The organism is Bdellovibrio sp. HCB-110 (assembly GCF_047323225.1).
GTDB lineage: Bacteria > Bdellovibrionota > Bdellovibrionia > Bdellovibrionales > Bdellovibrionaceae > Bdellovibrio.
In genome coordinates this window covers 2,295,969-2,308,738 of sequence record NZ_CP178750.1, presented here as the reverse complement: position 1 = coordinate 2,308,738, position 12,770 = coordinate 2,295,969, and the positions used below count along the sequence as shown (strand labels likewise).

Annotated in this window: 20 protein-coding genes; 6 read left to right on the top strand and 14 right to left on the bottom strand. The window is 43.8% G+C overall.

Going from position 1 to position 12,770, the window contains the following annotated elements; all coding sequences use genetic code 11:
- Window positions 1-4 precede the first annotated feature (4 nt).
- Window positions 5-814 carry a GNAT family N-acetyltransferase gene (locus ACL934_RS11205; RefSeq protein ID WP_374073481.1) on the bottom strand — a complete coding sequence of 270 codons (810 nt, stop codon included), beginning with the start codon at window positions 812-814 and terminating at the stop codon, window positions 5-7.
- A gap of 118 nt (window positions 815-932) precedes the next feature.
- Here ACL934_RS11205 and ACL934_RS11200 point away from each other — a divergent pair, with 118 nt between their 5' ends.
- Both ACL934_RS11200 and ACL934_RS11195 read left to right on the top strand, forming a co-directional pair.
- Window positions 933-1,349: a hypothetical protein gene (locus ACL934_RS11200; protein ID WP_374073480.1), complete on the top strand. Its 417-nt coding sequence runs from the start codon at window positions 933-935 to the stop codon at window positions 1,347-1,349.
- Window positions 1,350-1,469: 120 nt separating this feature from the next.
- On the top strand, window positions 1,470-2,135 hold the full coding sequence (locus ACL934_RS11195; RefSeq protein ID WP_374073479.1) for a response regulator transcription factor: 666 nt from the start codon (window positions 1,470-1,472) through the stop codon (window positions 2,133-2,135).
- A 147-nt stretch (window positions 2,136-2,282) separates the two neighbouring features.
- Here ACL934_RS11195 and ACL934_RS11190 read toward each other — a convergent pair whose 3' ends face one another.
- From ACL934_RS11190 to ACL934_RS11165, 6 genes are all read right to left on the bottom strand, one after another.
- Window positions 2,283-2,837, bottom strand: a complete 555-nt coding sequence (locus ACL934_RS11190) for an NADAR family protein (protein ID WP_374073478.1) — start codon at window positions 2,835-2,837, stop codon at window positions 2,283-2,285.
- Window positions 2,830-3,168, bottom strand: a complete 339-nt coding sequence (locus ACL934_RS11185; protein ID WP_374073477.1) for an FKBP-type peptidyl-prolyl cis-trans isomerase — start codon at window positions 3,166-3,168, stop codon at window positions 2,830-2,832. The genes ACL934_RS11190 and ACL934_RS11185 overlap by 8 nt, the downstream gene beginning before the upstream one ends.
- Before the next feature lie 127 nt (window positions 3,169-3,295).
- Entirely contained in the window at window positions 3,296-3,613 is a 318-nt protein-coding gene (locus ACL934_RS11180) for a hypothetical protein (RefSeq protein ID WP_374073476.1), read from the bottom strand.
- Between the two features lie 13 nt (window positions 3,614-3,626).
- Window positions 3,627-4,742, bottom strand: coding sequence for a Gfo/Idh/MocA family protein (locus ACL934_RS11175; protein ID WP_374073475.1), 1,116 nt, complete (start codon window positions 4,740-4,742; stop codon window positions 3,627-3,629).
- A 135-nt stretch (window positions 4,743-4,877) separates the two neighbouring features.
- Window positions 4,878-5,045 carry a hypothetical protein gene (locus tag ACL934_RS11170; protein WP_374073474.1) on the bottom strand — a complete coding sequence of 56 codons (168 nt, stop codon included), beginning with the start codon at window positions 5,043-5,045 and terminating at the stop codon, window positions 4,878-4,880.
- Window positions 5,046-5,157: 112 nt separating this feature from the next.
- Window positions 5,158-5,814: a hypothetical protein gene (locus ACL934_RS11165; RefSeq protein WP_374073473.1), complete on the bottom strand. Its 657-nt coding sequence runs from the start codon at window positions 5,812-5,814 to the stop codon at window positions 5,158-5,160.
- Between the two features lie 234 nt (window positions 5,815-6,048).
- On the opposite strand from ACL934_RS11165, the gene ACL934_RS11160 reads away from it, so the two are divergent.
- From ACL934_RS11160 to ACL934_RS11150, 3 genes are read left to right on the top strand one after another with little or no spacing between them, the layout of a single operon-like run.
- Window positions 6,049-6,243: a hypothetical protein gene (locus ACL934_RS11160; RefSeq protein WP_374073472.1), complete on the top strand. Its 195-nt coding sequence runs from the start codon at window positions 6,049-6,051 to the stop codon at window positions 6,241-6,243.
- 9 nt (window positions 6,244-6,252) lie between these two features.
- Entirely contained in the window at window positions 6,253-6,795 is a 543-nt protein-coding gene (locus ACL934_RS11155) for a hemerythrin domain-containing protein (protein WP_374073471.1), read from the top strand.
- The gene (locus ACL934_RS11150) at window positions 6,782-7,393 is read left to right on the top strand and encodes a UdgX family uracil-DNA binding protein (RefSeq protein ID WP_374073470.1); all 612 of its coding nucleotides are present in this window, start codon (window positions 6,782-6,784) and stop codon (window positions 7,391-7,393) included. The genes ACL934_RS11155 and ACL934_RS11150 overlap by 14 nt, the downstream gene beginning before the upstream one ends.
- On the opposite strand, the gene ACL934_RS11145 is transcribed toward ACL934_RS11150, so the two are convergent.
- The 3 genes from ACL934_RS11145 to ACL934_RS11135 form a co-directional block, all read right to left on the bottom strand.
- Window positions 7,388-8,680: a flavin monoamine oxidase family protein gene (locus ACL934_RS11145; protein WP_374073469.1), complete on the bottom strand. Its 1,293-nt coding sequence runs from the start codon at window positions 8,678-8,680 to the stop codon at window positions 7,388-7,390. The two genes, ACL934_RS11150 and ACL934_RS11145, sit on opposite strands and share 6 nt — an antisense overlap.
- 2 nt (window positions 8,681-8,682) lie before the next feature.
- Window positions 8,683-8,838, bottom strand: a complete 156-nt coding sequence (locus ACL934_RS11140; protein WP_374073468.1) for a hypothetical protein — start codon at window positions 8,836-8,838, stop codon at window positions 8,683-8,685.
- A gap of 92 nt (window positions 8,839-8,930) precedes the next feature.
- The gene (locus ACL934_RS11135; protein WP_374073467.1) at window positions 8,931-9,776 is read right to left on the bottom strand and encodes a hypothetical protein; all 846 of its coding nucleotides are present in this window, start codon (window positions 9,774-9,776) and stop codon (window positions 8,931-8,933) included.
- Window positions 9,777-9,999: 223 nt separating this feature from the next.
- On the opposite strand from ACL934_RS11135, the gene ACL934_RS11130 reads away from it, so the two are divergent.
- On the top strand, window positions 10,000-10,326 hold the full coding sequence (locus tag ACL934_RS11130; protein ID WP_413612262.1) for a KH domain-containing protein: 327 nt from the start codon (window positions 10,000-10,002) through the stop codon (window positions 10,324-10,326).
- On the opposite strand, the gene ACL934_RS11125 is transcribed toward ACL934_RS11130, so the two are convergent.
- The 4 genes from ACL934_RS11125 to ACL934_RS11110 are packed head-to-tail and all read right to left on the bottom strand — an operon-like array spanning window position 10,327 to window position 12,670.
- Complete coding sequence (locus ACL934_RS11125; protein ID WP_413612261.1) at window positions 10,327-10,782, bottom strand: serine protease spb1; 456 nt, start codon at window positions 10,780-10,782, stop codon at window positions 10,327-10,329.
- A 9-nt stretch (window positions 10,783-10,791) separates the two neighbouring features.
- Window positions 10,792-11,691, bottom strand: a complete 900-nt coding sequence (locus ACL934_RS11120; RefSeq protein WP_374073463.1) for a serine protease spb1 — start codon at window positions 11,689-11,691, stop codon at window positions 10,792-10,794.
- Complete coding sequence (locus ACL934_RS11115) at window positions 11,688-12,119, bottom strand: serine protease spb1 (RefSeq protein WP_413612260.1); 432 nt, start codon at window positions 12,117-12,119, stop codon at window positions 11,688-11,690. The genes ACL934_RS11120 and ACL934_RS11115 overlap by 4 nt, the downstream gene beginning before the upstream one ends.
- A complete protein-coding gene (locus ACL934_RS11110; protein WP_413612259.1) occupies window positions 12,116-12,670 on the bottom strand; it encodes a redoxin family protein in 555 nt (184 codons plus the stop codon). The genes ACL934_RS11115 and ACL934_RS11110 overlap by 4 nt, the downstream gene beginning before the upstream one ends.
- Window positions 12,671-12,770 lie beyond the last annotated feature (100 nt).

The following is a 12,770-nucleotide window of genomic DNA, read 5'->3' as shown; positions in this document are numbered from 1 at the left end:
GATCCTAAAGGTTCAATTCCAAAGCGGCGAAGCGCACCGGCTTGAAGCCAAGCTTTTCATAAATATCTTTGCCGTCTTCTGTGGCGCCGAGATGAATTTTCACGGCTTTCATTGATTTGGCTTCTTTAATAAGAAGATCAATCATTCTGCTGCCTAGGCCACGTTTTCTATATTCAGGAAGTGTATAGACATTTGTTAAATACCCAACGAGCCCCGAGCCTGACGGCAAGGAAGGCGGCTTTTGATAAAATACCAGGCCTGCTGCGGCAACGATTCTTCCATCGACAACGGCAACGGAAGATATATAACTTTTGTCTGATAATGATTCACGGAAATAGCTTTTCACGGAATTCAGATAATCGTTGGTAATCTGACTATCTGGAATATTGTTAACTTCCTGCTGCATCAGGACACGAAGCTTGGCAAGTTGCTCGATATCCTCTGGTTTAGCGAGTCTGATATCATTTAGATCGACTTCATAAATTTGCCTAGCCGCCAAAACATTTTCACTCGAACTGATAGGGCGGACGTCAGTGAGTTCCCAAGAGTAATAACCCGGCTCCCACTTTGTAGCACAGGCCGCAAGAATATCTCCCGCCATGAAGGGTCTGACGTTTTTAATCTTAACCAATGCCACAGGTTTTCCTTCGGGATCAGTCTCACCTTCTTTTCTTAGGAAGTTGTAGTTTTCGACGATTAGAAGATCGCCTTCAAAACCCTCAGGAGGCATCCAGGATCGGACCTCAATAGTTTTTTCTCCGCGAGCGATGCGAGAGCCGTTTGGATAAACAATGGAGAGGGCTTTGTATTTCATTCGAAAATCGTAATTCCCACTCGAGAGCTTGGCAAGACTATTACAGGGATAAAACGAGAATAAAGGAGGCACACATGCTAAAACCATCCACCTTCCATAAATTTTAAAGGAGTCGATAATGAAGCTATTAAGTTTGGCATGTGCATGTGTATCTTTAAATCTTTCTTCTGTGGCTTTGGCGCACATAGTTCATGATCATGAGGAAGACTCTGCAATTTTTATTCGCTGCACTCTTTCGTCAGTGAATAATGGGGAAGTCACACAACAACTCCTGCCACCTCTGATTCTCAATTTTGAAGCTGTTCCGGAAGAAGTGCAAACATTGGCCCATATCAATGGTATTACATTTGGATTTTCGGTGCCTCATTCAGTGACGGAGCCGATCATTGCGCTGCATGTGACCTCGAAAGCTGGAAAGAGCATTGTCGCTCGTGATTTACGTGGGAAGAATGGTCAGTTGGTTTACTCAACCGTAGATCAAAAAGGCTCTCCGCTCGTCTTGAACTGCACGATAGGAACTATGGTATCGAAGTAGTTTTTCATTCTAAACTTTGTTCAATTTATAATTAAGACTGCTTAATCTATCAAATATAAAATGAATTTGTTGACCTTCACCTATATGAATATGTCACACAAAACAAAAGGGTGGGGGATAATGAGATATTTAGTCGTGGAAGACGATCATGAAATTGCAACTCATGTATCAAGGGGATTGGCAGCATCAGGCATTACAGTGGACATGGAAGCAAATGGATTAAGAGCTTTCGAGAGAGTAACCCAAGATCACTATGATGCTATCATTTTGGATCTGACTTTGCCGGGGATGGATGGATTTACCTTTGCGAAGTCTTTTCGCGACAAGGGACATGATACGCCTATTCTTATCTTAAGTGCCTTTCAAAATTTAGAAGATCGTTTGAAAGGTCTTAGCAACTGTGACGACTATCTTTGTAAACCATTTGATATAACAGAGTTGGAAATTCGAACGAAGAATCTTGTGAAGCGCTCGCAAGGAGCGAAAGAGTCCGTTCATTTTCAATTTAAAGACTTGCAGATCAATCGACTGAAAAGACAAGTCACTCGTGCAGGCAAAGTGATAGATCTTCAGGAAAGAGAATTCCGTTTGCTCTGTCTTTTTGTTTCTAACCCTGAAAAGGTCATCAGTAAAAAAATGATCCTTAAGGAAGTTTGGAACTATGATTTTGATCCCAATACGAATGTGGTCGACGTTTTGGTTTGCAGACTCAGAGGGAAGATCGAAAAAGATTTTTCAACGCCATTAGTTTATACTGTGAGAAACTTTGGCTATATTATGAAGTAGCAGCAGAACTATTCTGCAAAGATGAAAGAAATGTTCTAGAGAAATCTAGAACATTTTCTTATTGAAATTACTTAGTTAACGTTGCTTGAACTTCTTTAGCTTTTGCCAAATGTTGCTCTACGTGAGTTCTGGTTTCCGTAAATTGAGTTAGGGAGTTTTTAAAGACTCTCTGATTTTTTCGAGCAAAAGGCCCAATTTATTTTTTCCCGTACGGTCACCGCAGTCGCCCCAGTAGCAGTCATTTTGAGTGTGCTCATAAATTCGCGCAGTTCCCGTGGACACTAAGAGTTCTTTGAGGACGGGATAACGAGTGAACTTATCCCAGACCGCTTTTTCCATGAATTCGTCTTTGCGCTGCTCCCAATCGGCTCTTTTAGGAATATTTTTGTCGCGTCCTCTTTGGGCGGCTTCATAGGGAGTCGGAGCTTCTTGAACCCATTTCTTGAGATCTTTTTGCTCATACTTGTGAGCTTGATAGTAGTGCTCGCTTGTCGGCCACCATTCCCCATCAACGAAAACAGGGAAGAGAGCAAAGTTAGAAAATTCGCCGTAAGGATCTTTGGTTGAATAGAAATCTAAAATCGCATCATTGAAAGGTATGGCAGGGGTTTTCGGATACTTTTCGTAATGAGAGGCGCCAGAGTGTGCACATCCTGCAAAGATTAAAAGAGCAAGAAGCGTTAAAAGAAAATTTTTATTCACGGGGGCGGACTTCCAGCAGTTCAACATAAAAAATAAGATTGGAGTTTGGCGTGATAAGGCCTTTTTGTCTTTCTCCATAGGCTAAATGAGCAGGAATGTGAAGAGTGCGTTTGCCGCCTTCTTTCATTCCCATAAGTCCTTGATCCCATCCTTTGATCACCCGGCCTGAACCGATCACAAATTGAAATGGGCGGCCATGGTCATAGGAAGAATCAAACTTTGTTCCATCTTCCAAGAATCCTTCATACTGCACCGTAAGAAGAGCGCCTTTCACAGTCTCTTTTCCATTGCCAAGAAGTGTATCTGTAATTTTTAATTCATTTGTGCTCATGGAAGCTATTCTTACACGGACGAAACGGAGTGGATAGTGAAAAATCCGTTCCATTGGCTACAAATCCTTCGACAGCCCAGTTGATAGTAAAGGGGCTGCCGAAGAACTTGCTAAGTCAGTAAAAAAATTAGTGACGAGATTGAGGCCAGCGACGATGCGGCGGAGGGAGTTCTTCGCGAGGAAATCTTTTACGCTGAGAACTGCCGAAACCTTGTTCCTCGTATCTTCTTTCTTCTCGTTCTCTGCGAACTTCATAGACGTCTTCTCTGCCGGCTTGACGGTCGCGACGAGGGCCACGCTCTGCAGAAGGCGATCTTGAAGCATCGTCCAAGGATTGATAACGACCAAAGTGACGATGGGGGGCCTCATGGTCGTAATCGTCTTCACTAAAAGGACGGGTCTTTGTAGAAGTCTTTTTTGGTTTTGAAGTTTTTTTCGATGCCATATTAATCTCCGTATTATTCGCCGTCGTGGGGGCTGGCTGCGTTAATGGTTTCAGGTTTTTCATGACCGGGTTTGCGAATTTCTTGTTCTCGACTCGGACGTGTTACTTTTCTTGCGTGCTCAATTTTTACGGCACGTTTACTACGAGCGGACTCAAAGATCGCATCAATAATGCGCACATCATAAAGCCCTTCTAAGGCCGATGGTTCAGGTTCTTGGTTATTCAGAATGCAATTTGAGAAGTATTCAAGCTCCGGCCCGAATTGATCATGCTTTTTAAAATGTTTGACGGTTTCTTTTTCATTAATAGTCGTTCTTAGAGTCATGTCGTCTGCGTATTCATAAGCGTTTTCCAGGCGAAGACGGCCTTTAGTGCCGATCAAGTCGTAAGCAGCACTTTCTTCCGCGCCAAAGCTGATAATGAAATTGGCAAGACGAGCTTTTCTAAAACGAAGTGTGACGGAAGCCATTTCTTCAACTTCTGTAAAGCGACTGTCATGGGGATTACTTAAAGCTGTGGCGAAAACCTCGACAGGTTCATCTTGGAATAAGTATCTTGCAGCGTTGATACAATATATTCCGATGTCAAATAGGGGACCACCGCCCATATCATATCTTAAGCGAATATTTTCAGGGTCCGTGACTTGAAAAGAGAAAGTGGAATTGAAGATACGCAAATCTCCGAGCTTTCCGCTCTGAGCAATTTCAACGGCAGCTAGGTTGGCCGGATCGAAGTGAAGTCGATAACCGACCATCAGTTTAATGTCATTTTCTTTTGCCGTTCTAAGCATACTGATACAATCGTGGATGTTGACGGCCATAGGTTTTTCCGTCAGTACGTGAATACCGTTACGGGCAGCTTCCTCTGCGAAAGCACGATGATTAACGTTGGGAGTGGCGATGTAGACGGCATCAATCAAACCGCTTTGCAGGCATTTGTCGTAATCTCTGTAGTTGTAGAGATTTTTAACTTTATATTTCTTTCCTAAGGTTTTTAGTTTTCGATCATCACCTGAAACTAAAGCGACCAGTTCTGAGTTCGAAGTCGCATTTTTGAATCCGGGAAGGACGGCAACTTGCGCGATATTCCCTAAACCTACCACGGCATAACGGATCTTTTTGTTCTCCATGAATTTTCCTCCAGAAAGGTGTAGATAATGATTGATGCCAAAGTATTTGGCGTAGTTCAAAGAGAGCCCGAGGTGGTTGCGCAAAAACAAAAAAAGAAAACGAGCTTTGGGGCTCGTTCTCTTTAGGTCAAGAAGCTATCTGCTTCTTTCTCTATTTTTGTCGGTACTGCTACTTCTATCACTTCTGTCAGTAGAAGATTCTTTTTCAAATCTGCCTTCTCTGTCTCTTCTGCTAGTATCGCTCTCTTTTCTAGGAACTTCTTTAGAAGGAGCATTACTTTGGTTTTGGCTTCGTTTGTTCATAACTGCCTCCAGTCATGGCTATATTTTAGCCGATTTATTTGTTAAGAAATTCAGTATTGCCGGGATGAGTGACCAGTTTTTCCCGGCAATCTGAATAAAATATTATTTAGATTTAACGATTGTAATAACGAGACTCGCGGTAATCTTCATCGCGATCATAGTCATAGTCCTCGTCGCGATCTTCCTCGCCAGCTCTCATAGTGTCTTCATCTCTGAAGTCTTCTTCGTCATAAAGATCTTCGTCTTCGTACCAATCTTGACCTTGGCGGCCACGAGATGAAAGGTTGCTAGAGTAAGGGCGACTGCGTGGCGATTCAATTTCTTCATCATAGTAAGAGCTTTGTGGTGAGCGTCCTTGCGAAGATCTTCTCATGCGACGTGGCTCTCGATACTCATTTTCATCATAGCGAGATGCGCCCGCATATTGTGATGAGCCGCGAGAGCGTCCAAAGTCTTGGCGGGGGGACTCATAATCCGTGTCTCTGTTTCTTCCGGTTTCGTAATATCCTTCACGATAGTCTTCACGACCTCGGCCTGAGAAACTGCGTCGTGGTTGATAGTCTTCGTCATACCGAGATTCAGAAGGTCTGCGCTCTGGCATGGTCGAGAACGAGCGAAGTCCGCTTTCACGACCTTCGCGGTCCTCACGACGTGACGATGCGGATCTTGAACGGGAAGAGCCCGAAGTTCCACGTGAACTCGTTCTAGAGCGAGACCCTGTTGTGGAGCGTGAGCCACCACGTTTAGAACTTGATGATCTAGTAGCCATTTTTTTCTCCTTGTGTTGTCGAGCTTATTGCTCGCAAAAGTGACTTCACTATAACTATCTTTTTTTTGAAGGCAGCTTTTGAACCGTTGTCCTGAGGAAAAACATGAAACTGTCAGCCAGAGCACATATTTCAGAAGGGGAATGTAACAAGGCACTTTGTCCGCTTTGTGCTTTTGTTGGAACATTTTAATTTTCATAATGGATATAAGGCTCACTCTTTTCCAGGAGGTTGATATGCCCAGAGGTTCCAAAGAAAAATACACGCCTAAACAAAAACGCATGGCTCATCACATTGAGGAAAGCGCGAAGAAGCAGGGATACTCAGCGAAACGCGCAGCACAGATAGGTTGGGCTACGACGAACAAAGAAACCGGCGGCGCTCGGAAAAAGGTACGTAAAGCGGGAGGCTCCAAACGTCAAGCTCACTAGGAGGAAGTTATGCTTATTTATGAACTGCTAAAAAATGATCATCGCGAAGTCAAAAAGATGTTTGAGAAAATTAAAGACTGTCTTGAGGATGAGGATCTGAGCAAAGCAGAAACGATTTTTGATACACTGAAGACAGAACTTGCGGCACACGCGAAAGCTGAAGAAGAAGTGTTTTACGAACCTCTTAGAATTGCCAGTCGTGATGAAGAAGGTGAAGACCTCGCGTGGGAAGGAAATGAAGAGCATCATGTTATCTCTCTTCTTTTAAATGAACTTTCCCGTATGGACGTGGATGACAAAGATTGGAAGGCAAAATTGACTGTGCTTTCTGAAATCGTGGATCACCACGTGGAAGAGGAGGAAGGAGAGATCTTTAAGGAAGCAAAAAAATGTTTTTCAGATGAAGAGGCACGGGAAATAGCGAAAAACATGGAGGAGTTAAAAGACCTCTATAAAGATCGCATTGATGAAGCCCTTTCTGAAGACGTTGAAATTCTGATGCATCCGATGAGATCGGCATCAGCTTCACGCAGAACCCATGCCCAGCGATAAAGAGCTGAAACTTCAAAAACTCGAAAAGGCGGCGGATCGCTGTCAGAATTGCGATCTTTACAAGAACGCGACTCAAGTTGTTTTCGGTGAAGGATCCGCACGCTCTAAAATCTTCATTGTTGGAGAGCAGCCGGGGCACTATGAAGATTTGGCCGGTGAACCTTTTGTTGGACCCGCAGGACAAATGTTAAGAAAGTGCATGGAAGAAGCGGGCCTTCCCGAAAGCAAAGTCTATTTTACCAATGCTGTTAAACATTTTAAGCATGAAGTCGTCGGAAAAAAGCGTTTGCATGATAAACCGAACTATCAGCAGATTAAAGCATGTCGTCCCTGGTTAGAAAAACAGCGCGAGATTATTAAACCTAAAATTATTGTGGCCTTAGGAGCAACGGCGGCGCGAAGTATTTTAGACAGGCAGCCGGTGATTGGAAAAGAAAGAGGTCAAGTTTTAGATGAACTCCCCTCTGGCGAACGGGTGATTCTTTCCTGGCACCCTTCGGCTATTTTGCGAAGTTATAGCAGTACCCAATCAGATAAGATGCGAAAAGAACTTATCAACGATCTAAAATTGGCCATGCGAACACTCAATAAGTTATAAACCTTTGAGTACTTTCAAAGCGACTTGATGACCTGATTTAATGGCGCCGGTGACCGTTCCGCGATCAGCACCGCTGGCGAGTCCTTCTCCAGCTAAATAGATGGCGTCATGAAAGGGTTGCTTAAGTTTTTCCCAAGATGTTTCCTTTTGAATGCCCACATAACTGTAAGCTCCTAGAGAATAGGGATCTTGACTCCAATTATGGGTAAAGTGCTTAACATAATTCTTCTTCAGTGCAGATAGTTTTTCCCCAGTAATTTTGCTTAAAGTTTTAAGAGCCCAAGATACCTGTTCTTGTTCCGACATGAAACTTAGTTCCAACGCTTTAGGTCCGCCTTGCCAAGCTGTGAGGTAAGGACTGCGACGAGGCAGTTGAGTCCACCAGGTCGAAAAATAATCGTCGCTATCTCCATGTAAAAATGCGACGGGTTTTGTGGAGAGCTTTTCCCAAAAACGCGTTTTGAATTGGAAGGTGATTCGCAAAGCGTGTCCCATTTCCATCACACTCAAAGTTTTTTTTAAGCGGGGAATGGCGGGCTCAAAAACAAGGGACCTTTTTAATACTCCAATAGGCACGGTAAGAACAACCCTACTAGTTGAATATTTTATTTTACGATGGGTTTTAGGATGAACTGCAATAACGTCGAGAGATTTTTTCCGCAACGCTATTTTTTGCACCTCACGGTTGAAATGAATTTGATTTTTCTTAAGACCACTTTCCTTAAATAGCGCTTCAATAACATTTATGTATCCAGGGAGTGGACGAAATTGACTTTGTGAATTGAGTTTTTGTACCTGTTTATTTTCAGATTCAGCCATACCCAATTCTCCGGCGAGCCGCAGATCCATGGCTTGAAAGCCTTCAAGGTAAGAAATGTAGAGATCTTTGAAGGGAGAAATTTTTCTTTTGTGAGCATCAATAAAGTTCTGCATCGAGCGATCCTGAGTGAGGTCACTTCTCAATAAAGAGTTTATTTTCCCGACCCTTTCCCAAAACGAAGAAACATCACTCAAGCCCGTCTTCGTTTTTTGAAGATGATGATCCGTCAGATCTTCAAAAGAAAAGTCATGCCTTTCAAGAAGACCTAAAGTTTCTGGAGAGGCGCCATGAATGAACTCAGCACCCAGTTCGATCATACTCGACGGGGAGGTGCTGACAGAGGAAATGCGTCCCCCCATGCGGTCCCGGGCCTCCAGGAGAAGACAACGGGCTCCGCCTTGAATAAGAGTTCTCGCGCAAGAAAGACCTGCGGCACCGGCTCCAACGATAATGACGTCATATTGCATTTTTAAGGGGACTGCTCTTCTACATTTTCTTCAATTGTTCCTGAAGGTGTGCGAATGACATCGCCCAGGTGAGTTTTCTTTTTCGGAGGTAATGCTCTTTTTTCAGTTCTCTCAGAAGGTTTTTGGGCGCTGATCTTTTTTTTGTTCTGGCTTTTCATAAGAGTCTCCTCTTTGAAACCAGTCTGCGAAAATTTCGGACCTTTGCAACTTTTAGAGGAAGAGTCCGTCGAGAAACATGAAGGTTTTTTTGTTAAAGCTCAGGTTTGGCCAAGTTTCTGTTGAACAACGAGCGCAAAGTACCAATAGGCCCGGCAATAGGAAGAGCTTCTTCGAAACGCTCCCACGAAGTTCGGGAAGCCTTGACCTCAGAATCAATGAAACTAAACGCACTGGTGGAGCAGTTATTTGAAAAGAGAGCATAGATGTTTTGCAATCTTTTAGCATCACTTTCCTGAACGCCCTGAAGAAAGATTTTGCCAATGGACTCTTTGTTGACCTGAAGTTCAACAAACTTCAAAGGATGTTTGTATTCTGCAATCCAGCGATCCAGCTCTTGGCCTGTCACCAAGCGGTGAGCCAACAAGTAGTGTCCAAAGTAGCTCTCTAACAAACTGTATTTGTGATCTTTGGGAGGAACGCCTTCAGACGAAATAACCAGTGAGCGAACCTCAATCGGAGATTTCGTGAGATCCGTTTGATTGACGAGTTTAATAGATGGCGCTTTTTCATCTAAAGTAAAACGCAGTAGAACGTGAGAGATTCCAGGTAAGAACTCTTCAAAACCCATTTCAATTTTTGCAAAATGTTCCCACGGGATTGTCGCTTTATAATAGCTTCCTAAGTGGAGAATATTTCCGACACTCAATGCCGGCGATTTTTCTAGGATGCGTGCTGCACGAAAGCGGCAAGAGTCGATGCACTGCCCTTGGAACTTTCCGTAGTTAAAGCTTTGGGGTTCTTCGAGCGAATCCATCACCTCCGCATTGCAGATGCAGGATTTATTCACTGTTGTGAGAGAGGTTGCTTGCGCCCTTGCCGTAATGAAAAGCACGAGCGTCACTGTAAATAAATATTTTAAATGTGAAGGCCTCATCATGATCGTTCCCTTTTTACGTGTTTCGGATACTAGAAAAACCCTTCAATAACAAGAAATGGATGAAAAAATACGAGCGCATTCCTCGTTCCCTCCTAGAATATTCAGGAATTCGTTAGGACTTTTCACCTGGACCTTAAATACTACTTTTGTACTACTTTTTTCCTCAAGAGCCCTCATTACGACGCCGAAAGGTTTGGTATCAAACAAATCCGGAGTTGAATACATGTCTGGCCCCAATGAGTTGAAAGTGATCCGCAAACGACCTGAAATAAAAAATATTGATTCTGAGAAGGATCGCGAAGAGGGAAGACAGCTTTTAGACAGACTCATCCGAGGTCTAGTTGATTATCCAGAGTCCGTAAACGTCAGTTACTCGATGGGTGATAAGACGACAGTTTATAAAGTGGAGTGCGATCAGAGATGCCTGGGCCAGATTATCGGTGCTAAAGGCAAGAATATCACTGGAGTTCGCGCGGTGATGGTTGCAACCCTGGCGCGAAAGGGTATTCGCGCCGTGGTAGAAATTCCGTACTATTGTATCGAATCGTAATTAGGGTTTTACGTCAACGATCAGGTCCGCTTGTTCTCCATCTACGAAGAAGCGAACATTCCAGCTGCCTGACATCACAAAGTAAGCTTCAGAAACAAAATAAACACCTTGAGCTTGTTTTACGATTTTCAAAGGGGCTGAACCATGGCCTCCGTGATTTCCCATGTTCATCCAAAGATCAATTTCCAAATTTTGCGGGTCTACCATGACGTGTTCGCCATGAGCAGATTTGTGATCGAAGAATTTCACCAGGAATTGAGATTCATCGCCGTCAAAAGGACCTTTGGTGAATTCAACTTCAGCGCAAACGTCTGCTAAAGCAAAATAGACGGGGCAAAGCTTGTTATGATCGTGATGCCCGCCGCTGCCGTGATCGCCATGCTCTCCCTGGGCACTAGCTAAACTTGCTGCGAAAATGAAAAGTGTCGAAAGAGTGATTTGCAAAAGTAATTTCATAAAGGTCTCCTAGCGCGGCCAGCGCTGTTGGTAACTTAAATTAATTGTTTTTGATAAGCTTGAATTAACAGGATTGCCGATCAGGCTTTGATCGTTGTAACTGACGGTCACCGCGGACTCGATTTTGATCATATAGCTTCCTGAGAAACCTAAAGTAAAATTCTTTTGAGCGCTGCCGTCTGAGTTTGTGCTGCCACGAATTTGAATAGCGTCTTCATAAAGAAAACTCAAAGAGCTTCCTATGCGATAGTCGCCGCGATTCCAACCAAGACCCAAAGTTTGCGAAGTTCCCCAGCCCGGTTTAACTTCAATGTCGCCACCATAAGAAGCATTAGAGACATTGCGAGAAAAAGATCTATGAACTTCCGCGCTGAAATTCATATCCCACACACGCCAAGATTTTAATAGGGCGAGCCCCGCTCCCAGTGAATAGAATCCACGTCCGCGACTTTCATTGGAAGTTGAAGCTGAAGAATCATAAATCGAGGGGCTTGTCGGCAGAGTTAGCTGTAGAAAAGTTACTCCTTTAGGTTTCCAACGAGAATAAGAAGTTTCCGGAAAACTGTCATGACCTAAATATAAAGAAACATCGCCAAGGCCTGAGGAGCTCTCTGCGCCCGCAGATGATTTTGTCATGATCGGAAGACTGAAGCCTCCCTGGAGAGTCTCTGATAAAAGCAGAGCGCCTTCTAATTTTAATGTCTGTGAAAGATTGTCATCGTCTCTTTTAAGCCAGCGGCCGCTACTTAAAACATCATCACTGACAGTGGCATGCGAATATGTGCTGGTGAGCTGCGCTTTGTCGTCACCTAAAATCAAAGCCGGAATAGAAAATCCGCCACCGCAACAACTGGCAGCCCAACTTGAGGCACTTCCAAAAAGAAGAGAAAAGAAAATGAAAGATTTCATGGCACCATCAGGGGAATAAAGAGTTGATCAAGAGTTTGTCCGGATTTCTTTAAACTCATGCGCACGTCCCAGTCGCCGGGCATAATGAAGTAGACGTTGGTGATACGATATTGAGTTGCAGACAGCTTTTCGATTTTTACAGGTGCAGAGCCATGCCCCATGGATGGCATCCATAGAATAATGGAAAGATCGTCAAACAAAGAAGTATCACCTTGCAATTCTAAAAGAAATTCCTGGGCCTCAGTGCTGTTGGGAGTTTTTGTCCACTGCAAGCGCGCGCAGATTCCCAAGGCCTTGAACTCTCCTGTGCAAGTATTTGCAGGCAAAGGGTTGCCGTTCAGGCGTTGCCACTCTTCCGCAGAAATATAATCCGGACGTGCGCAACCTAAAAACGCGCCGATAGAGATAAGCAATAAGAGGACTTTCATTCTTCATCCTCTCGTTGGATATAGCAGCCCAAAGCCTTTCCTTCTTTGTGGCGTGGAGTTTTTCCGGCGCGAAGGTCTTCTAACACGTCTTTGAGATAATTCTTCTTAGCACTGGGTCCCACGTGACTGTCAGTAACGCCGCCTTGATAAATAACGTCACCGTCTTTATTGAAGACAAAGACGTGGGGAGTTTTAAGTGCTCCTAATTTGTTCGCTAAAATATTTTTCTTGTCTTGAAGAACCGGGAAGGGAAGTTTGCTGTCTTCAAAATGTTTTTTTGTAATGTCAGCAGGCTCATCCGAATTCGAGTGAATGCCGACAAAAGAAAATTCTTTAAATTCTGCGCTTAGATTTTTAAGAACGTCTTCGTGGCTCGCAGAGCAAGGGCACTTTGCAGAAATAAAAACGGCAATAGTGGCGCTCTTCTCAGAGGGAAACTGGAGTTGTTGCTCTTTTTCTGTGACGACATCGAAGCCTTGGATGCTTTGAAGAGAGGCGTGGGCACTCCATGAGAAAAAAGAAAGGAGAATGACATAAAAAAGATGTTTCATAAAAGCTTTCATAACACAGAGGGTCTTCGCGCCGTAATGCCACGAATTGTTGCGTAGAGATGTCTTCGTCGCGGCGCATTTTAAATGTACGTATCAGGTG